The sequence below is a fragment of the Paraburkholderia phenazinium genome (assembly GCF_900141745.1).
Lineage (GTDB): Bacteria > Pseudomonadota > Gammaproteobacteria > Burkholderiales > Burkholderiaceae > Paraburkholderia > Paraburkholderia phenazinium_B.
Map to the genome: position 1 here is coordinate 3,565,883 of NZ_FSRM01000002.1, position 19,848 is coordinate 3,585,730.

The 19,848-nt window shown below is 60.8% G+C and carries 17 protein-coding genes; 2 read left to right on the forward strand and 15 right to left on the reverse strand.

Annotated features, from left to right (window positions below):
• Positions 1-305 precede the first annotated feature (305 nt).
• The 7 genes from BUS06_RS35850 to BUS06_RS35880 form a co-directional block, all read right to left on the reverse strand.
• Positions 306-1,001 (reverse strand): head GIN domain-containing protein, encoded by a 696-nt coding sequence (locus BUS06_RS35850; RefSeq protein ID WP_074268977.1) that lies wholly within the window; start codon positions 999-1,001, stop codon positions 306-308.
• 239 nt (positions 1,002-1,240) lie between these two features.
• On the reverse strand, positions 1,241-2,143 hold the full coding sequence (locus BUS06_RS35855; protein ID WP_074268978.1) for a hypothetical protein: 903 nt from the start codon (positions 2,141-2,143) through the stop codon (positions 1,241-1,243).
• A gap of 97 nt (positions 2,144-2,240) precedes the next feature.
• Positions 2,241-2,750 (reverse strand): GNAT family N-acetyltransferase, encoded by a 510-nt coding sequence (locus BUS06_RS35860; protein WP_083611746.1) that lies wholly within the window; start codon positions 2,748-2,750, stop codon positions 2,241-2,243.
• Positions 2,751-2,758: 8 nt separating this feature from the next.
• Entirely contained in the window at positions 2,759-3,274 is a 516-nt protein-coding gene (locus BUS06_RS35865) for a GNAT family N-acetyltransferase (RefSeq protein WP_074268979.1), read from the reverse strand.
• Between the two features lie 35 nt (positions 3,275-3,309).
• The gene (locus BUS06_RS35870; RefSeq protein ID WP_074268980.1) at positions 3,310-3,777 is read right to left on the reverse strand and encodes a TIGR02594 family protein; all 468 of its coding nucleotides are present in this window, start codon (positions 3,775-3,777) and stop codon (positions 3,310-3,312) included.
• A gap of 64 nt (positions 3,778-3,841) precedes the next feature.
• Positions 3,842-6,820, reverse strand: coding sequence for a putative bifunctional diguanylate cyclase/phosphodiesterase (locus BUS06_RS35875; protein WP_074268981.1), 2,979 nt, complete (start codon positions 6,818-6,820; stop codon positions 3,842-3,844).
• Between the two features lie 115 nt (positions 6,821-6,935).
• Positions 6,936-7,709 (reverse strand): N-acyl amino acid synthase FeeM domain-containing protein, encoded by a 774-nt coding sequence (locus BUS06_RS35880; protein ID WP_074269507.1) that lies wholly within the window; start codon positions 7,707-7,709, stop codon positions 6,936-6,938.
• A gap of 316 nt (positions 7,710-8,025) precedes the next feature.
• Between BUS06_RS35880 and BUS06_RS35885 the strand changes: the two genes are divergently transcribed.
• Complete coding sequence (locus BUS06_RS35885; protein WP_083611815.1) at positions 8,026-9,327, forward strand: MFS transporter; 1,302 nt, start codon at positions 8,026-8,028, stop codon at positions 9,325-9,327.
• 208 nt (positions 9,328-9,535) lie between these two features.
• Complete coding sequence (locus tag BUS06_RS35890; protein WP_074268982.1) at positions 9,536-9,892, forward strand: hypothetical protein; 357 nt, start codon at positions 9,536-9,538, stop codon at positions 9,890-9,892.
• 3 nt (positions 9,893-9,895) lie between these two features.
• On the opposite strand, the gene BUS06_RS35895 is transcribed toward BUS06_RS35890, so the two are convergent.
• From BUS06_RS35895 to deoC, 8 genes are all read right to left on the reverse strand, one after another.
• A complete protein-coding gene (locus tag BUS06_RS35895; protein ID WP_429285894.1) occupies positions 9,896-10,930 on the reverse strand; it encodes an ABC transporter permease in 1,035 nt (344 codons plus the stop codon).
• Between the two features lie 35 nt (positions 10,931-10,965).
• Positions 10,966-12,498 carry a sugar ABC transporter ATP-binding protein gene (locus BUS06_RS35900; RefSeq protein ID WP_074268984.1) on the reverse strand — a complete coding sequence of 511 codons (1,533 nt, stop codon included), beginning with the start codon at positions 12,496-12,498 and terminating at the stop codon, positions 10,966-10,968.
• A gap of 79 nt (positions 12,499-12,577) precedes the next feature.
• Positions 12,578-13,582, reverse strand: coding sequence for a substrate-binding domain-containing protein (locus BUS06_RS35905; protein ID WP_074268985.1), 1,005 nt, complete (start codon positions 13,580-13,582; stop codon positions 12,578-12,580).
• A 116-nt stretch (positions 13,583-13,698) separates the two neighbouring features.
• A complete protein-coding gene (locus tag BUS06_RS35910; RefSeq protein WP_074268986.1) occupies positions 13,699-14,727 on the reverse strand; it encodes an ABC transporter permease in 1,029 nt (342 codons plus the stop codon).
• A gap of 91 nt (positions 14,728-14,818) precedes the next feature.
• Positions 14,819-15,781 carry a ribokinase gene (gene rbsK / locus BUS06_RS35915; RefSeq protein WP_074268987.1) on the reverse strand — a complete coding sequence of 321 codons (963 nt, stop codon included), beginning with the start codon at positions 15,779-15,781 and terminating at the stop codon, positions 14,819-14,821.
• Positions 15,778-16,257 (reverse strand): RbsD/FucU family protein, encoded by a 480-nt coding sequence (locus tag BUS06_RS35920; RefSeq protein ID WP_074268988.1) that lies wholly within the window; start codon positions 16,255-16,257, stop codon positions 15,778-15,780. The genes rbsK and BUS06_RS35920 overlap by 4 nt, the downstream gene beginning before the upstream one ends.
• 50 nt (positions 16,258-16,307) lie before the next feature.
• Entirely contained in the window at positions 16,308-18,704 is a 2,397-nt protein-coding gene (locus tag BUS06_RS35925; protein WP_074268989.1) for an aldehyde dehydrogenase family protein, read from the reverse strand.
• A gap of 13 nt (positions 18,705-18,717) precedes the next feature.
• Positions 18,718-19,728 carry a deoxyribose-phosphate aldolase gene (deoC, locus tag BUS06_RS35930; RefSeq protein ID WP_074268990.1) on the reverse strand — a complete coding sequence of 337 codons (1,011 nt, stop codon included), beginning with the start codon at positions 19,726-19,728 and terminating at the stop codon, positions 18,718-18,720.
• Positions 19,729-19,848 lie beyond the last annotated feature (120 nt).

Sequence of the window (19,848 nt, forward strand, 5' to 3'; positions counted from 1 at the left end):
GCGTCTGTAAGGTCAGGGAAAGCGATATGCTAGCAGCAGGTTCAACGCGCACGTGTCGTGCGGATGCGCCCACTGCTGACGGAACGCCCCAAACGCAGGTTAAGGCAATTGAGGCTAATGCGATGGGAGGAAATGAACGTGTTGGAGCACGTTATTCAGGGGATGGGAGTGTAGAGGACCGCACAGCTGAGTCTGCAGCGCCGCAGTGCGGTACCCACAGACACCTTACGCCTGTAAGGCCATATGCAGGAGTGGAGACGGTCTGTCCGCGTAGTCCGGCGGAGGCGATCCGCACTACCCGATAGCTATTCGAAATGCACATCCCCGGAGCCGGTCCGGTTCACTATTTTCGTTGGTGGATTGCCAACAACCCGAACGTCACCGGATCCCGTTAGAGAGACGATTGCCGTGTTCGCCGCATATCCTCGCAAATCGCCGGAGCCCCTCATACTCGCATTTAGCGTTTTCGCATGGACCGAACGCGCGTCTACTCCGCCCGAGCCTTTGATCGAGACATTGACCGTGGCGACCTGGCCCGATGCCACGATCGAGCCAGAACCGGAGACGTCGAGGTTCAGAGAATCGCCGCTGAGACCGGAAGCATTCAGCGATCCCGAACCGGACAGACTCACCGCAAGCAGCGACGGACCGGTAACCGTCACCTTGATCGGCCTCCTCAGCATCACCGAATCCGTAAGCTGGATAGTCAATACATTGTCTTTCACGGTCGTAAGCACCAGTGGCACGACATCGGCCGGACCGGAAACCGTAACGGACGTATTCGCGCCGGTAGAAAAAGTCACATCCACGGGCGCACGCAAGTCAATGCCCGAAAACTTGCCGGGCTGGCGCGCTTCCGACTTATCTGCGCCTGCGCCGGGGGACACCGCTACCGGTGAATCGACACGCATGATGGCGCCGTTGTTGCTCTGGGCTAGCGCAACACTGGCGAGGATGCTGCCAGCCGCTACGACGGCCAGGCGAACGATGGACGGTCTCATAGTTCTCCCGATCAGTTCAGTCAAGTCAAGCCGGTCTAAAGCAGCTCCGGTTGCAGATCATGCACCTCACGAGCCGGTCGCGTCAAACCACTAGACGCTTGAGATTTCGACGGCCTATGAGAAGCGAAGCAGTGTGCAGGCCTAACGATCGCTGCGCAGCAGACCGTAGAGCGCGCTGTCCGGCACTTCGCCGCCGACAATCCAGCGCTCGGCAAGCGGATGGAGAGCAGCGCTTACCCTCATCCGAGCATGCTGTATAGCGGCTTAGCTTTGCCGGCGAACCAGTCCTTCAGCGACTCGTCGTCCCAACCTTCCGCTATCGCAGCCGCTTGCCGAAGCCACCCCGCACCCTCCTCTCGCCGCTCAAGTCCGAAAAGCGCTTGCGCCGACTCAAGCATCAGAAAGGCAAGATCGACGTCTTCGCTGCCATGGGTTTCAATCAGCTGCCTGCCGCGCTCCGCCGCTTCAAGTGCCTTTGCGAATTCGCCAAGACGATTGAATACCAGCGCACAGAGGTAATCCGCCCGCTCGTGATTGACCCACGTTCCCGCGCGATGCCAAAGCTCGCGCGCGGCAAACGCTCCGTCTTTCATCGCCTCTCGAACCTGAGACTGCGCTAGCGTTTCATCATCCAGTTCGAGCAGCGCGGAGACGATGTTGTTCAGGCTTGCCGCCACGAGCGCGTCGGCATCCTTTGTTTCGTCCCATTGTCTGACCGCTGCCACTACGGTCTGCAAGGCAATGGCTGCGTCGACCGCGCGCTCGCGTATCGCCAAGAAGCTGAGCGCTGCTGCGCGCACGACCATCGTGGCCTGATCCGGTCGCAATCCGTGCTGTGTCATCCGGCGCTCCAACTTGAGGCCGGTCAGAAGATCGCCGCTGAGATGTGCCGCCACCGCCGCATTGCGCAATGCGGCGAGGGGTATGGTTTCATGAGCCGAGGATGCTTTGACAATCAGCTCGTACGCCTCGCTCCAGCGTTGATATTTTTCGCCAATCACGTGAACGCACAGCCACGAGAAGCGCCCTAGCTGATCGGCAGGCACTGGCGACTGAGCGATGTGCCTAAGCTGGCCGGCGGCAGCTTCGGGTTCGTCGTCGTGGTTCTGCATTAGCAGGCTGAGTTCGTCTGCGACCGTCATTGTGCGTATTCCCTTGTTGGCAATCGGAACATTCAAACAGCGTGGCGCTTGTGGTGTTTAACGGCGGGAGCTGGCCGGCGCATCGCGTGGGTTGCCCTTACGCGTCAATCACCTTGAGCATTTGCAGGCAGGGATTACTCGGCGCCCAAAGCTCGGGGAACACTTCGATGGACATAAAACCCTGCCGTTCGTAAAAGCCGCGCGTCAATGCATAGTGAGGATTTGCGCTAGTGGCCGCGATTGTCTTCACCTGCAAAAAGCGCGCGCCGCGCTCGGCAAGCCAATGCTCGACATGCTTCAAAAGCTGCTTGCCGTGGCCCTTGCCTCTCGCGTCAGCGTGCACAGCTACACAGTGAATTTCCCAAGCTTGCGGGAAATGCTCGCGTAACGTCAAGAAGCCGATAATCCTGTCTGCTTCGTGGAGTACAAAGGTAGGCAGCGTTGCCGTGTCACGGACATACTGCACCAAAGATTCTTCGATTCCGAACCATTCCGGCACGCTGCGCAAGATGGCTTCACACGCAGCTTGCACATTGTCTTTCGGACCTTCTATATGCGTGTTGAATTGATCAGGCTTTGACAAAGGACGGCTCATGCGATTGTTCATTCATTCGATCAGTCAGCCAAAGCGCGATGGTAACGAAGTTCAACAAGCGACGCACCACCGATTTGCGTTGACTTGCTCGAACCATCATGAACAAAGCCCAGCTTTCGATAAGCCGCTATCGCGCGATGATTCTCCGCCAATACCCAAAGCGCCACGTGCTTATATCCCGCGTCTCGCAACTGCATCTTTACTGCATCGCTCAAGCGCCGGCCCACTCCTTTGCCCCACCACGACGGCAACACATAGAAGGCTTCCACTTCGGCCCATTGACTGTCCTTGTCCTCATCGCGGCTACGGCCAAACGCGATCCAGCCGACGAGCACGTGGCCGGTGTGCGCAAGCAACACGCGGATGCGCCCATTTCCAAGCGCCTTCTGCCATCCAGCGGTGCGCCCTGCGACGGTCAGCTCGTTTAGAAAGTGCTCCGGAATGATTCCGATGTAAGCGGCCTGCCATGTCGCCACGTGGACCGTCGCGATCGCCTCGGCGTCTTCGAGATTCGCTTCTCGTACTTCAATCGACATCGATACGGTTTCCTGATTATTTGCAGCGGCCCATATTATCTAAAGACACCGCCCGCTGGCCAGCGATAACCCAACACCGACTCACGCGGATAGGCGTTTTCGCAGACGCGACCCAACTGGTTGCCGCCCCACAGGTAAACGTTTTGCGCATCCTCGCGCAAGAAAAAGCCAACATGCCCTTTCCAGCTATCGGGCCCGTCGCGATACAGTACGGCAACGCATCCTAAAGCCGGTTGCCCGAGCGCCTCACCCCACTCAAGCCACGAACGGGCTAATGCCGACCCGGTCCCGGCGATGTCAAGTTGCGCCAGACACCAGTTCACGAACGACGAGCACCATGAGGCTTTATCGTCATAGCCGCGAATATTCGTGTGCCAATGGTATTCGGTGATGCGTGGATTGCTTTGTCCCGGCGGATACTGGGCCACGCCAGTTTCCCCGCAGGCGACGGCAAGCCAGGGCGGCCCCTCGCCCGCATCGGGTTGGTATTGAAGATCGTCCATGGATCAAATTGCAAAGGAACCGACGCCTACCCTACACTTGCGTGCCCGCTCAATGCAAGTCCGCTCAATGCAAGCCGGCTCGCACGCGAATTTCATATTCTTCTTCGATACGCGGCGCGGGTTCGAGCAGGCTATTGACGAAATCTTGAGTGGCGGGATCTTCGATGAAGCTCGCGGCCGAACCGGCAGTCAGAATCGCAGCGCTTTCCTGCGGTCTCGCGATAACATACCCCTGCACGTAGTCCACGCCGATCTCTTTCAGCGCGCGCAGCGTATCGGCATCTTCCACCCACTCGGCAATGCTGCGCATGCCGAGGTTTCGCGCAAGCGCGACGATCGCCTCCACAATCGCCGTATCCGCAGGATGCGCGCACATCGTACGAATGAACTCGCCGTCGATTTTCAACGCGTCGGCCGAGAGATCTTTCAGATACTTGAACGATGTATAGCCTGCGCCGAAATCATCGAGCGCAATCTTGCCGCCCATATCGTGGACACGGGCAATAAAGCGCTGTGTATTCTCAAGATCGTGCAGCGCCACGCTTTCGGTGATTTCGAGGCACAGGTAGCGAACAATCGGGCGATAGCGTGCGAACAGCGCAAAGATGTCTTCCATGAACTGCTCGTCGTTGAGCGAGCCGCCGCTCAGATTGACGCAGACAAAACGCGTCTTCGACAACGCATGCCGGTTGGTCTCGATCCAGTCGAGCACAGTAGCAAGCACCCATTTGTCGATGGCCGCAATGTTGCCGGACTCTTCCGCCGCCACGATCACCTTGCCGGCCGGCAGCGTCGTACCATCCGGCGCGCGCCAGCGAAGCAGCACTTCGAAATCGAGCGAAGCGGTCGGCGCGGCGAGCGACATGATCGGTTGCATCACCAGGAACAGACCAGGCGGCAGGCGGTTTTGACCCAGCGTCTCGACCAGCATCAGTTCCTTGGCGCGCTCCTCGAAGGCGGCCGCGCCCTTGCGATACGTGACGAGATGCCCGTGTGCCACGTTCTTCGCCTCGCGGCACGCACCGTCTGCGTTGGATAGCGCGTCCTGCACGCGTACCCCGTGCGAGCACTCCACCAGTCCGATCGACGCCTTGACCTGAAACGCGCAATTGCCTACCTGATACGGCGCGGCACTGAGCACGGTGACCAGCTCGCGGCATTGCTCGATCGCATCGTCGATACCCGTATTGCTCATCACACAGATAAACTCGTCGCCACCGATCCGTCCCACCGAATAATCGGACCTCACCACCGAGCGGGTACGCGCTGCGACCTGCTTGAGCACCTCGTCACCGGCGCGGTGACCGAACAGATCGTTGACGAGCTTGAAGCGGTCAAGATCGATATACGCGAGCGCCCACGGTGCGTTTTCGTCGCTTTGTTCCGCGATGGCCCGCTCGACTCCGCGGCGATTCAGCGAGGCGGTTAGCGGATCGTGCTCCGCGAGAAAATGCAGCCGCTCGATAGCCTTCGAGCGCTCCGTCACGTCCTGCAAGGATGCTTCGATCCAGCCGTTCGAATGCGTGGCCTTGAGCGAATAGCGCCGCTCAGCCGTGCCGGTTTCGAGCGAGCCGCCCAGTTCGAGTTCGGCCTCACTGCCCTTCTGCGCCAGCGCCTGCAATGAACCCCACGCGCCCGGTTCGAAATAGTCCTTCCAGTGACGGTCCCTGTATTCGCCCTTGCGCATATCGAGCATCGCACGCAGCGCGGGATTGGCCCGCACGAAACGTCCGTTCTCATCCAGGGTGAAGAGACCGATCGGCGCAACATCATAGGTATTGCGCAACTCCGTCTGCATGCGGCGGCGGCGCTCGCGATCGGCGCGCATCTGCTCCGCAATCGCGAATGCAGCCATCATGCTCGACGACAGCGCTGCGATTACGGGATTCACGCCGCCAAACAGCAGCTTGATGCCGAACGCCGCACCCAGCACCTCGGAGAAGATCGAAAACAGTACGACCGCCATCGACGCCACGTACCACAGCACAGTACGCGAACGCGTTGTCCACACCAGCCGCGCAAGCAGGAAAATCAGCACGACCATGCCCAGGCTGCTGAGCGCCCACAGCACCGGGATGAACTGCGCATAGCGCAACGTGGCGGCTGCCACGAGCATCAGAAGACCGTTGTATTGCACGATCCGCAGCATCCAGCGAAAGCCTTCTCCTTTCAGCTCGCGGCGGAACAGTTGGCCGAATAAAGCTACCGTGAGCATGTAGTACACGGCGAAGGTGGCCTGACGCAGCAACTGCATGTGATCGGGCGGAATGATGCGGCCGATCCATTCCATGTCCCAGCCCATCGCATTCGCACAGAGCCGCAGATTGCCGACGAGCCAGGCCGCGAAAATCACATACGTCCATTCACGATTGATCAGCGCGGTCACGAAGACGAACACAGCCAGCGTCAACAGACCGCCCGCGATCAAAGCCGAGTTTTCCTGGAAGTCGAGCGCTGAACGATCGAGGTCGTGCGCGCTCCAGGCAAGTGCGTTCAGATACGCAGGACCCGAAAATGTCCCGCGGCACAAGACAGCACTTGGGGCAGACACCGGCGCGTCGACGGCGAGCTCGAACCCCGCCTTGATCGGGCTGATCTTGCCGCTGACACCCCGGCGATCACCTTGCCCAAGCGGCGCCAAAGTCGATGCGTTCCAGCACGCGATTGTCTGTGCGTGACGAGACGGAAATTCAATCAGCGTGGGCTGCCCCGATTTGATGACGGGTACGTCGAACAAAAACCAGAAAGGAGTTTCGGCGAGCCGCGTGCTGTAGCGCCGCGTAGAAGGCGCCTGCAATTGCCCGCTCAGGGCTTGCAGCGCCTCGGCCGGCGTAAGCGAACTGGTCTTGTCAGGGAGGACATGAAGATTCACAACAAGCGAGCCGTTCGACTCGAATTGTCGTGGCGCCCAAAGAAAGGCGACGACCGTCGCGGCCGCGATGAGTCCCGGCACGAGATACACCGAGAATGCGAACAGCAGCCAGTCGATGAACGACCCCGCACGCATGTACCTCGATCGCGAGAAGAAAGTCGCCAATTCCATACCTGGAATTCCCCTAGTGCGGCAGCGCTTCTATTTGGGCAATGACAGAGCCTGAATGGCTCTGCCATCGCCACACTCCATTAGTTGGCCTGCCGGATGGCCGGACTATGTTGTTTTAGCTACTTTGAGCAATTTGCGAAGCCTCCAGGCATCCTACCGTTTCTCGCGCAAAAGATAAATCTACCGGGGATAAATCGATGTCCGGGTGGTGTGTTTCAAACACGTACTGGAACAGCGGGTGCTGAACCGCCGCCCATCGCTGGCGAGCTACCGCCACGGGCTTGGCCAAAACCCGGTGAGGTAATCCGCCTACATGCGCCATTGGCAAAAACTGATTTTTGGCGAAAACGTCGTCGAAAAGCATGGCTTCGTATTCGCGATCCAATGGAGTGCGCGCAGTAATCACCATCCAGTCGATCTGCTGTTGCTGGCAATATAAAAACAATGCCTTGCACAACCCGATCTTTACCATCCGTCCCATTACCCCGCCGGCCACTCCCAGCCGGGTCGCCTCCGCCATGCGGGTACCCTGCAACCAGTCCGGCAATTCAACTGATTGCTCGACCGCCAGTGGTGCAAACTGGTTGGTCTGGATGCGCATGGTCCCGAGCGGGCCGCCGTCCAGCTTCGATTCCGCGAGAAGCACGGCCGTGCCGGCCGCGTAATCGCCTATTTCTATCGTCATTTGGCGGGCGAAGTCAGGCAGATGCCTGCTGTAAGCCATTTGGCGCATTTCGATAGCTTTTTGAAGGGATTCTTCGTCCGCGACGATTCGAATGGTAAACGGCATTCTTTCGGTTTTTTTCACCGGCAGGTTCAAATCTACCGAGTCGGCGGCCCGTCCGTTGTGCGATTCGGAAATTAATACTGCAGGATTGAGTCGATCCATTTTGTAACCCCAATTGAGCGATAAGAGAAGAAATCGCCGCACTGGGCACGCCATATATCCGTGCTTCAGCACGACAAACTAGACTCTCATGAACTCAAATTTACGTGTGAGTCCTATCTAATCTTTCTGGGTAACTTACTGAATTGCCTTACCGGCGGGCGATCCGCGCGAAAGCCGAAGCGAGGCGCAAACGTTATCGTCCGATTGCTGCACGATGAGCGCGAGCGGGATCGTCGGACTTGCACTAAACTTGGCGGCTTTTTAGCAATGCGGCGGCGCATGCATGGCGTCGGATCCGCAACCGACTTCGCAATCAATGAACCCTCAGCCCGCAGAGCCCCCCGCAGATTCGAACTCCACTCCCTCCAGCGAATCACGCGCCGCGACAACCGGCGCTACGCTGCAAAGCTTGCCGCGCAGCAGGCCCTTTCAGCGCTTCTGGTGCACCCGCGTACTTTCTTCGCTTTCCTTCCAGATGTTGGCAGTTGCCATGGGCTGGCACATCTATGCCATCACACATAGCGCCTTCGCGCTTGGCCTGCTCGGTCTTGCGCAATTTCTGCCGATGTTCACGCTAACCCTCGTGGTCGGCCACGTCGCCGACCGCTACGACCGCCGGCGCATCGCCGCCGTCTGTCAAAGCATCGAAGCCGCTGCTGCGTTGCTGTTTGTGTCGGGCACCTTTGGCGGATGGCTGGGCGCACCTGTTATCTATGCGCTCGCTGCTTGCGTCGGCGCGGCGCGCGCCTTCGAATCACCCGCGGTGTCTTCGCTGTTGCCGGGTGTCGTGCCTCGCGCCCAACTGCCCCAGGCGACCGCATGGGCAACCTCGGCCGGCCAGACCGCGCAAATCGTCGGCCCGGCGTTGGGCGGCCTGCTGTATGGCGTTGGCCCTGGGTTTGCGTACATCGTCTGTACGTTCACGTTTGCATTGGCGGCGGCGATGGTCTGGGGTATTCCATTGCAGGCGAAGCCACCCACGCGCGCACCCGTCACTCTCGAGTCCGTCTTTTCAGGCATCGCTTTTATCCGCCAGCAACCAGTCATTCTCGGCGCGCTGTCTCTCGATTTATTCGCGGTCCTGTTTGGCGGTGCGACCGCGCTGCTGCCGATCTTCGCGCGCGACATCCTGCATGCCGGACCGCTCGGACTCGGTCTGTTGCGCTCGGCGTCCGCCATCGGGGCGTTGAGCGGCACCATCTGGCTCGCGCATTTTCCACTGCGTAATCGGCCAGGGGCGGCCATGTTCGGCGGCGTGATTGCGTTCGGCGTGGCGACCATCGTGTTCGGCCTCTCGCATCAATTTCTGCTCTCGTGGCTCGCGCTGGCGGCGCTCGGTGCATCGGACGTGATCAGCGTGGTCGTGCGCAGCTCCTTAGTGCAACTACGCACACCGGACGGGATGCTTGGACGCGTGAGCGCGGTCAACGCGCTGTTTATCGGCTCATCGAATCAGCTTGGCGAATTCGAGTCCGGGTTGACCGCCGGATGGTGGGGTGCGCAACCTGCCGTGCTGGTGGGAGGCGTCGCCACCATCGCGGTTGCCCTGCTCTGGATGAGGTTGTTTCCGGCCCTGCGAAAGGTGCAATCACTCGAGCACGAAGAGGTCAGTTCGTAAGATCTGCCAGGAAAATATCTGTTGCGCATACGCAACGTGAAGCGGGGGCGAGTCGGCCTTCCGCGACGGGTCACTTTTACCGACCCACTATGTGGCAGGACAAAAAGCCCGTCGCGCAGGTACAGCAACCTTTGCGATCGCACCTTTCTGCAGAACCTCAGTCAAACTTTTTAGCATTGGTCCGAGACTGACGCGAACAGGAGGAGACATGCAGACTGCTCACCACTCTCATCACTTTCATCTCGAGCTACGCCACGCAACGGTACCCACCTACGTGACCAGCTATCTCTTTCCGATCCTGCTGCTTGCCTACGAGGCGTACCGGGTCGGGCGATGGATCTACGATTACGGCATGAACTTCGCGAACTTCAAGTACATGGGCTATGAATTCCTGCTCATGCTGACGTTCGTGGGCCTGCAGATTTTCGTCGAAGTGGTGTTTCTGGCCTGTGCGGGCATCACCCGCCACCCGGACTTCGAGCACCGGGTCGCCAATGTTCTAACGGGTATCGGTTGCTCGCTCGTGGTGATCGGTTTCGATCTGGCGTTGCAGCACGCGTTTTAACGCTCAGGACTTTCGCTGCAGGGCGAACAGTGTGCCGGCGATCAGAATGAAGGCGCCGATGATCACTTTTTGCCACGTGCTGGGCACGCCGACGAGGATCAGTACGTTGTTGATCAGCGTGACCAGCACGACGCCGAGCAGCGTGCCGACCACGGTGCCCGTGCCGCCGGTAATGCGTGCGCCGCCGAGAATCACCGCGGCGATCACATCGAGCTCGGAGCCGACCAGGTCGAATGGGTTCGCGAGCCGGTTATTCGACACGTGCAAGATCCCCGCGATGCCCGCCAGCATGCCCGTATAACCAAACACGAACAGGTGGATCGCGCGTACGTTGTAGCCGAGGCGCTCCGCAATCGCGAGGCTGCCACCCATCGCATAGACACCGCGGCCCATCATGGTCCGGTTCAGCAGCCACCAGGTCACTACGGCCGCCAGCACCAGCGCCAGCACCGAAACCGGCAGCACTGCGCGCAAACCGTCCGCCGTCTGATAGAAAAACAGCGGAATGCGCCCAAAGCGATCCATGCTGTGCGGGATGTTCATGAAGAACGTCGTGCCGATGAAAGTCAGCAGGATGCCGCGATACAGATATTGCGTGCCGATCGTCACGATCAGCGAAGGCGCTTTGAGCCGGTGCACGAGCATGCCGTTGATCAGGCCAAGTAGCGTGCCGCCCACCGCGCCGGTGATCAGGATCAACGCAAACGGCTCATCGGGCCACCACGCAAACACAGCCTTGGTGATCCCATACATCGTCAGCGCACCAATTGCCGTGAACGACACGTCGATGCCACCCGAGGCCAGCACGACCAGCGTGCCCAGCGCAAACAGCGAGACCGTGGTCGCCGAATGCAACGTGTCGAATAGCGTCGCAAACTGGAAGAAGCGCGGATTGATCGCGCCCACGACGACGCACATCACCACAATCAGCCCGAAGGTGAACCACTCAGGGTTACGCGCCAGTTTGGCCCGCAAGCCAAGCGGTTTGACCTGCGGGGCAATTTCGACGACGGATGGTGTGGTCATGGTCTGGTTCATGCGCGGGTTCATGCGTGTAACGTCCCTAACGTCCTTTAAGCGGCTTCCGACAGCAGCGCGTGGTACAGATCGGCTTCTTTCATCTGGTCGGCCTGGTATTCGTTCGCGACGCGTCCCTTCTTCATCATCAGGATGCGGTCGCAGTTCTGCAGCAGTTCGGGCAGGTCGTCGCTGATCAGGATAATGCCAATGCCGCGCTGCGACAGCCGCTGCATGATGCGGTAGATGATGTCCTTGGAGCCGACGTCCACGCCGACGGTCGGGCCGTGCAGGATTAGCACGCGCGGATCGATGGCGAGCCAGCGGCCAATCAGCACGCGTTGCTGGTTACCGCCCGAGAGCGACTGCACAGGCTTGTCGACATCGGGCGTGGCAATCTGCAATTCCTTGACGGTCTCCACGGCGAGCGCCTGCGCCCGGGCGCGGTCGATCTGGCCGAAGCGGTCGCGCAGGCCGGAAATCATCGCGGTGATCACATTGTCGCGAATCGGCTTGTCGAGAAAGAGCCCTTCATTCAGGCGGTCTTCCGGCACGTAGCCGATACGGTGATCTTTCGCCTCCGAAGGAGTACGCAATGTAATGCGTTTGCCGTCGAGCACGACCTCGCCATGCTGCGCAGGCGCCACGCCGGCCAGGGCGCGCGCCAGTTCGTTGCGTCCCGAATCCAGCAGCCCCGTCACGCCGAGAATCTCGCCGCGATGAAGTGCAAACGACACATCGGCAAATTGCCCCGTGCGGGTAAGACCGCTCACATCGAGCACGACCTCTGCACCAAAACCGCCTTCGCGGTAACGCTCGCTCGACAGATGCCGGCCCGTCATCAATTCGCTGATCTGCGCCTTGGTGTAGTTCGTGATCGGCCCTTGCGCCATGGTCTGGCCGTCGCGCAGCACGATCACTTCACCGCCGATTGCATAGCATTCGTCGAGCTTGTGGCTGACGAACAGAACCGTCACACCCTGCGCACGCAGATTGGTTAGCACTGCAATCAGGTTATCGACTTCCTTTTGCGTCAACGAAGTCGTAGGCTCGTCCATGATGACGAACTTTGCCTCGCTCGCGATGGCGCGAGCAATGGCCACGAGCTGGCGCGTCGCGAGCGGCAGCTGTTCGATCAGGGTTGCCTGGAAATCCGCATCGCCCGGCAGACCGACCGACTCGAGCGCGCGCGCTGCCGTCTTCGCCAGCGCGCGCCGGTCGAAGGTGCGGGCCAGACGGCCGTTATGCGTGGCTAGCTCCGAGGTCAACGCGACGTTTTCGACCACGCTCATGTTCGGCAGCAGGGAGAGATCCTGGTACACCGTCTCGATCCCCGCCGCGAGCGATTCGAGCGCCGAAAGGCGCGCATGCGACACGCCCTCGATAATGAGCTCGCCTTCATCGGGCGGCTGCGCGCCCGAGATAATCTTGATCAACGTGCTCTTGCCGCAGCCGTTCTCGCCAAGCAGATGATAGATCTGCCCACGCTGGAACGACAGGCTCACGCCACGCAATGCGTGCACGCCGGTAAAGCGCTTGTGCACGCCAACAACCTGCAGGAACGGCACGGAAGCAGCGTCTGAATTCATATTCCAATCGCAAACTTAAGAAATGCACCCGCACGTGGAACTCACGCGCGGGCACACCGTTACAGAGGAATCTACAAGCTTAGAACGAGTAGTTCTTGTAGTTCGACTTGTCCACGTCAACCCAACCCTGGCCGCGCACGATGATGCCCTTGCCCGGACCCTTGGTCACGGTCACCTTCGTGTAGCCCGGAATGCCGAGGTTGTCGCCGTCATGCACGGTCTGGCCGTGGATCAGCATCAATGCGATCTTGTTCATCGCAATGCCAGCAAGCTTCGGATCCCAGAACGAAATACCGTTGATGGCGCCGCTTTCCAGGAACTTGCCCGCCTCACCCGGCAGACCCGTGCCGTACACGCAAATCTTGCCCTGCAGACCCGCTTCTTCAACGGCGCGGCCAATGCCGATCACGTCCAGCGACGACGAACCCTGGAAGCCCTTCAGGTCGGGATGCTTGCGCAGCACTTCCTTCGCGACTTCATAGGCGCGCTCGCCGTCGTTATTGGTTTCGAGCTTCGGCTCGACCAGATCCATCTTCGGATACTTGGCCTTCGCGTTGCCGATCCCGCCGTCGGCCCACTGCACCTGCGAGCGGCTGCCGAGCGAGCCCACCAGCACGGCCCATTTGCCTTCGTCGTGCATGCACGAGGCCAGGTGTTCGTTCAGGTTGGCGCCATAGGCCGTGTTATCGAATGCTTCGATGTCGACCATGGTGTTCTTTTCATTGTCGGCCTCGTGCGTGACCACCTTGATGCCGCGGTCCATCGCCTTCTTCAGCACGGGTTCGAGCGTCGGCGGATCGTACGGCACCACTGCCAGGGCATCGACCTTCTTGGCGACCAGGTCTTCAATGATCTTTAGTTGCTGTGCTGCGTCCGCCTGGCCCGGGCCGGTCTGATAGGCCGTGACACCGGGGTTGTCTTTCGCGAACTCCTTGACGCCTTCGTCCATCCGGTTGAACCAGTTGATGCCGGTCACCTTCACCACTGTCACGATCGTGACATTATTCGCCGCCTGCGCTGCAGCGATCACGCCTACCGTGAGGACACCCGCGGCGATCGCGGCGCTCAATCGAGTCAATTTCATACCAAGTCTCCATTTTTCTTTCGATGTCGCCCTGCTTCACGGTTGCGGACATCCAGGGCCCCGATGTACGCCGTGTACTAAACCTTGCCTATGTGCCGATGCTCACGCTGAGCTCACTAACGCCGCGTGGACGGATCGGATCGCGTGAAGCCGAAGATCGCGCTGACCCGCTCGCCGCCACCAAACGCCAGCGACAGCAGCAACAGAAAACCCCATGCGCAGTCGCCGAAGAATTGCGACACGCCCAGCAGATTGAAAAGGCTCGCGAGGAACTGCAGCACCGTCGCCGCGAAAAACACGGAGATAATGCGGCCGCGGCCGCCAGCGGGATTCACGCCGCCCATCACCGCGATCAGGATCGAGATCAGCAGATACGAATTGCCGTAGTCCCACTTCGCGCTCGACGTATGTGTGGCACTGATCAGGCCGGCCAGGGATGCCAGCACGCCGCACATCGTGTAAGTCACGATCAGCATGCGGTCGCGCGGAATCCCGGCGTAGAAAGCGGCCTTGGGGTTGGTGCCCATCAGATACAGCCGCAGGCCGAACGGACTGCGCTTAAGCAGCCAGCCGAGCACGATGATTGCCGCGATGAAGATGACGAACGAGACCGGCACCTGGAACCACGTGCCGTTACCGATATCCGAGAGCTGATCGACATACTCGACCGGCACCGAGGCGCCGTTGCTCAACACGACCGCAATGCCGGTGAACAGCAACTGGGTGCCGAGCGTGCAAAGAATGGGGGTGAGCCGCAGCTTCGCAATCACGATGCCGTTCAGCAGGCCGCCGAGCAGTCCCATGACGACCGTGATCGCACAGAAGACCGCTGTGTAGGCGACAGGCGAGGCATCGCTGCTGATGAGCTTCGGCAACGCCAGCGCGGCAACCATGCCCGACAGATTGGCGAGGCCGACGCCCGACAGGTCGATACCGCCGTTGCCGGAGATCATCGAGAGCATGATGCCGAGCGCGAGCAGACCGAGCTCGGGCAACTGGCTGCCCATCGACTGCAGATTGTCGATGTCCACGAACTGGCCGTGCGACAGGCCTGTGGCCACCAGCACGACAAGCACGTTGACGATCAGCAGAAAATTCAACTGCCGGTCGGAGAACAGTTTTCCAACAGCGAACGAGGACTTCATGGTGAAGACAGACTCCTTCAAACTGCATCGAACTTCAGTGAGCCTTTGAGGCGCGTCTAAAGCGGCCTCAATGCACCTTTAGTACGCAGGCTTATTGCGCAGACGCCGGTTGGCCCGACTGACTCAATACCTGATTCACTTCGCTCAAGGTCGGCATGGACGGCGCCGTGCCGGGCCGCGTGACGGAGATGCCAGCCAGCGCACAGCCGAAGCGCATCGCTTCCACGGGATCGGCGCCGCGTGCCAGCGCAGCTGCAAAGCCGCCCGTGAAGCCGTCGCCTGCGCCAGCCGTTTCCACAACACGGCCGCACTGGAACGCCGGCACGAGTACCGATTGCGTGGCCGAGTGCAGCAACGCACCCGCTTCGCCCAGTGTGACGATCACCGTGCCGACGCCTTTAGCCAGCAGAACGTCAGCGGCACGCCGCGCATCGTCGGCGTTCTGGATCGGCACGCCCGTCAACGCGGCGGCTTCCGTTTCGTTCGGCGTGATGTAGTCGCACAGCGGGAAAATATCGTCGTCGAGCGGTAACGCGGGCGCCGGGTTGAACACGGTGGTGACGCCGTGCCGGCGCGCCACTTCGAGACCGCGGCGCGCGGCGGAGATCGGCTGCTCCAGTTGCGTCACGAATACCTGCGCAGCGGCAATGTCGGCTTCAATCGCGTCGACGTCGCTCGCATTCATCGTGCCCGCAGCACCGGAAGCGACGATGATCGCGTTTCTGCCGTCGGTCTCGTCGACAAAAATATGCGCCGCTCCCGTCGACACGCCCTCTACGGCAGTCGCGCGTGCCGTGATGCCTTCGGCAGCCCACGTCGAGCGCGCGATCGCGCCGAAGGCATCGTTGCCGAGGCGCGTGCAGAACACCACTTGTGCGCCAGCGCGCGCCGCCGCAACCGCCTGATTCGAGCCCTTGCCGCCCGGGCCCATCGCAAAGGACGAGCCCGCGATGGTTTCGCCGATCAGCGGCATACGTTCGGCGCGGAAAGTCAGATCGGTCACATAGATACCGAGAATGACAACGCGCCCATTCGCCTGGGACTGCGTATTCATTTGCTGCGCTCCGTCGCACTGGGCGCGTCCGGCGCCAGCAACACACCCTTCTTGAACACAAAGCAGCCGTACCCACGCTGCTCGCCGGTCGCGATCACGCAATAGGCCTGCTTCGCGCGCTCATAGAAAGCGAAGCGTTCAATCGAGGCGAACGGCACATCGCGCCCTTCGGCGGCGTTCACTTCGGCTTGCGCCTCGCGTTGCACAGCGGGAATCGTGTTCGGCTCGCCGACCACTTCCATGCGCAAGGCTGGATCGTCGACGAAGCTATCGAGCGGCATGACAGACAGCACCGCGCGAACCGCGCTCGCCGCATCCGCGCCGTCGAAGCGCAGGAGTTTGCCCAGCACCGTTTCACGCGCAACGGAATCGCCGGGAAAATTCGCATCGCAAATCACCACTTCGTCGCCGTGGCCCATCGCGCGCAGCGCGTACAGCACATCGGCGTTCAACAGCGGGTCCAGATTCTTCAGCACAGTGTCTTCTCCATGTTCTAGTGGACTGCCATCGGATCAGCGTTCGACGGTCAGTCTCCGTAAGGTATCCAGATGTTCTTCACTTGCACAGCCTGACGCAACCAGGCTGGGCCTTCCGTCGAGCGGTCGAACCAGTCGAACTCGCGGCCATGATCGACAAAGGTGCGCTTCAGGTTGCCCACCGAGGCGCGTTCGACCAGTGCCGAATCCGCCGCACTGCCAAAGCACCAGAGCGCATCGACGTCATCGTGCTTGGCCAGCGCAGGCAGCAACGCAGCGCGCTCGCCGGTGACGATGTTCAGCACGCCGGCAGGTATATCCGATGTCTCGACCACCTGATACAGATCCGTCGCCGTCAACGGGTTCGATTCGCTCGGCAGTACCACCACGCGGTTGCCCATCGCCAGCGCCGGTCCCACCAGCGAGACGAAAGCCAACAGCGGTGCCTCGTCGGGACAGGCAATGCCGATCACGCCAAGCGGCTCGTGCATTGCCAGCGCGACACCACGCAACGGCGGAGTATGCACCGCGCCGTCGAACTTGTCCGCCCACGCGGCATAGGTGAAGAGCCGCGTCACCGCCGCTTCGACTTCCGCATGCGCGGCGGCTAGCTCAACGCCGGTGCGCGCCACCAGTTGCCGTGCGAATTCGTCGCCCCGCACCGTGAGATTCTCGGCGAGGTAGTACAGGACCTGGGCGCGATTATGCGTACTGGCCTGCGACCACTTCCCTGCACCGCGCGCCGCCTCGACAGCATTGCGAATGTCCTTGCGATTACCCTCGCCCACCTCGCCGACAATCGCGCCGTCTGCACCATAGACGGGCAGCGAATAACCGCCGTCTGGCCGCACCTGCTTGCCGCCAATGAACAGCTTGGCAGTGCGATCGATCGGCGTTACGTTTGCCACCGCGGCAAGCGACGGGTCCGTTGCGGCGCGCTCATTCGCAACTCGTGCAGGACGTTCAACGAGCTTAAGCCACGCACGCGGCTTCAGATATTCGTAAATGCCCTCGCGGCCGCCTTCACGACCATAACCGGACTCGCGATAACCGCCAAAGCCGACCGCGGCATCGAACAGATTGGTTGCGTTGACCCACACAACACCCGCTTGCAGGCGCGGCGCGATATCGAGCGCACGGCCAATCGTTTCGCTCCACACGCTCGCGGCCAATCCATAGCGCGTGTTGTTGGCAAGCGCGACCGCTTCGTCCGGCGTGCGGAAGCTCATCGTCACCAGAACGGGGCCGAAGATCTCTTCCTGAGCGAGCGTCGAAGCAGGAGCAACACCTGTTACGAGTGTGGGCGGGTAATAGCAACCCTGACCCGGCACGGCCGCATCCGGCGATTGCCATACCGAGCAGCCTTCCAGACGGCCCGCTTCCACGAGCGACTGAATTCGTTCGAGCTGCACCGGATCGACGATCGCGCCCATATCGATGCTCTTGTCGAGCGACGAACCCACACGCAGCGTTTCCATGCGCCGCTTCAGCTTGTCGATGAAGCGCGCTTCAATGCCCTCTTGCACCAGCAGACGCGAACCGGCACAGCAGACCTGCCCCTGGTTGAACCAGATGGCGTCCACGACGCCTTCGACTGCACCGTCGAGGTCGGCATCGTCGAACACGATGAACGGCGACTTGCCACCGAGTTCGAGCGTCAGCGATTTACCGGAGCCGGCCGTCACCGAGCGAATCTGCCGGCCGACTTCAGTCGAGCCGGTAAACGCGAGCTTGTCCACATCAGGATGTTCGACGAGCGCAGCGCCAGTGCGGCCATCGCCGGTAACAACATTCAGCACACCCGCAGGCAAACCGGCGCGATACGCCAGCTCCGCAAACAATAAGGCAGTGAGCGGCGTGTATTCTGCAGGTTTCAGCACAACACAATTTCCGGTTGCGATAGCCGGCGCGATCTTCCACGCGAGCATCAGCAGCGGGAAATTCCACGGCACGATCTGACCGACTACGCCCAATGGCGCAAAATCGGCAAACTCGCTGTCCTGCAGTTGCGCCCACCCGGCGTGATGCAGGAAGTGACGCGCGACCAGCGGCACGTCGATGTCGCGCGTCTCGCGAATCGGCTTGCCGTTGTCGAGCGCTTCGAGCACGGCGAACAGACGGCTATGCCGCTGCACCATGCGCGACAGCGCATACAGATGACGCGCGCGTCCAGCGCCACCGAGCGCCAGCCAGGCAGGCTGCGCCGCGCGCGCGGCAGCGACGGCGGTGTCAATATCAGCCGCATCGCCTTGAGCGATTTGCGCAAGCAACTCGCCCGTGGCAGGTTCGCGCGATTCGAAGCGCTCGCCCGAAGCCGGTGCATGCCATGCCCCGCCGATAAAATGCCCGAAGCTCGCCTCATGCTGCGCAAGCCACGCGCGCGCAGGCTGATCGTCCTCGGGTGCGGGACCGTACTCCATCGAAGAAAAATATTCGGCTACGCTCATGGGATCGGTCTGCTCAGGCTACGGGGTGACGATTGAAGGAGGAATAACGGCCGCTCACGTGATGTTCGAGCTGGCGTTCAATATCCGCGAGAAGACTCGACGCGCCGACACGGAACAGTTCCGGCTCGAGCCACGCACGCCCCAGTTCCTCTTTCATCAGGATCTGATACGTGAGCACGGATTTCGCACTGGACACACCGCCCGCCGGCTTGAAACCGATCAGGATGCCGGTACGCTCGTAGTAATCACGGATCATGCGCACCATCACCAGCGACACGTCGAGCGTCGCATTCACGCCTTCCTTGCCGGTTGAAGTCTTGATGAAATCGGCGCCCGCCATCATGCAGATCATCGAAGCGCGCGCCACATTCGAGAGCGTGCGGATATCGCCGGTGGCGAGAATCGCTTTCAGGTGCGCCGGACCGCAGGCCGCACGGAAATCGCGCACCTCGTTGTAAAGCGCTTGCCAGTTGCCCGTGAGCACATGCTCGCGCGTGACGACGATGTCGATCTCTTGCGCGCCATCGGCCACCGAGGCTTCGATCTCTTTCAGTTTGAGCGGATGCGGAATGAGGCCTGCCGGAAAGCCGGTGGACACTGCCGCAACGGGGATGCCGCTGCCCTGCAATGCATCGACCGCAGCAGCCACGAAGCGGTGATAGACGCACACCGCGCCGGTCGTGATGGTCTGCGGTGCGATGCCGAGCGCGCTGAGGATATCCGCACGCACCGGCTGCCGCGCTTTTGCGCACAGACGCCGTACGCGGCCTTCGGTGTCATCGCCACTCAGCGTGGTCAGGTCGATGCAGGTGACCGCCTTCAATAGCCAGGCGGCCTGCGCATCTTTCTTGACGGTGCGCCGCGTGCCGAGCGTAGCGGTGCGCCGCTCGACTGCAGACTGATTCACGCGCAGGCCGTCGAGCCAGGCGGCGTCGAACGGCACGCCGGGATTACGTTCGGGATGTACGGCCACGCCGCGCCGAAGCGCGATGACCGAGGAAGACGAAGATGGAGCTTCAGGCATGGGTCGTCCGTGATTTTGTGCAGTGCACAGCAACCAGTGATGGTTTATTCGCAACCATCGTACATCGAATGATAGGATCGTAACAAGCTTCGTTACGATCATTTCCTCATATCGTGTTTG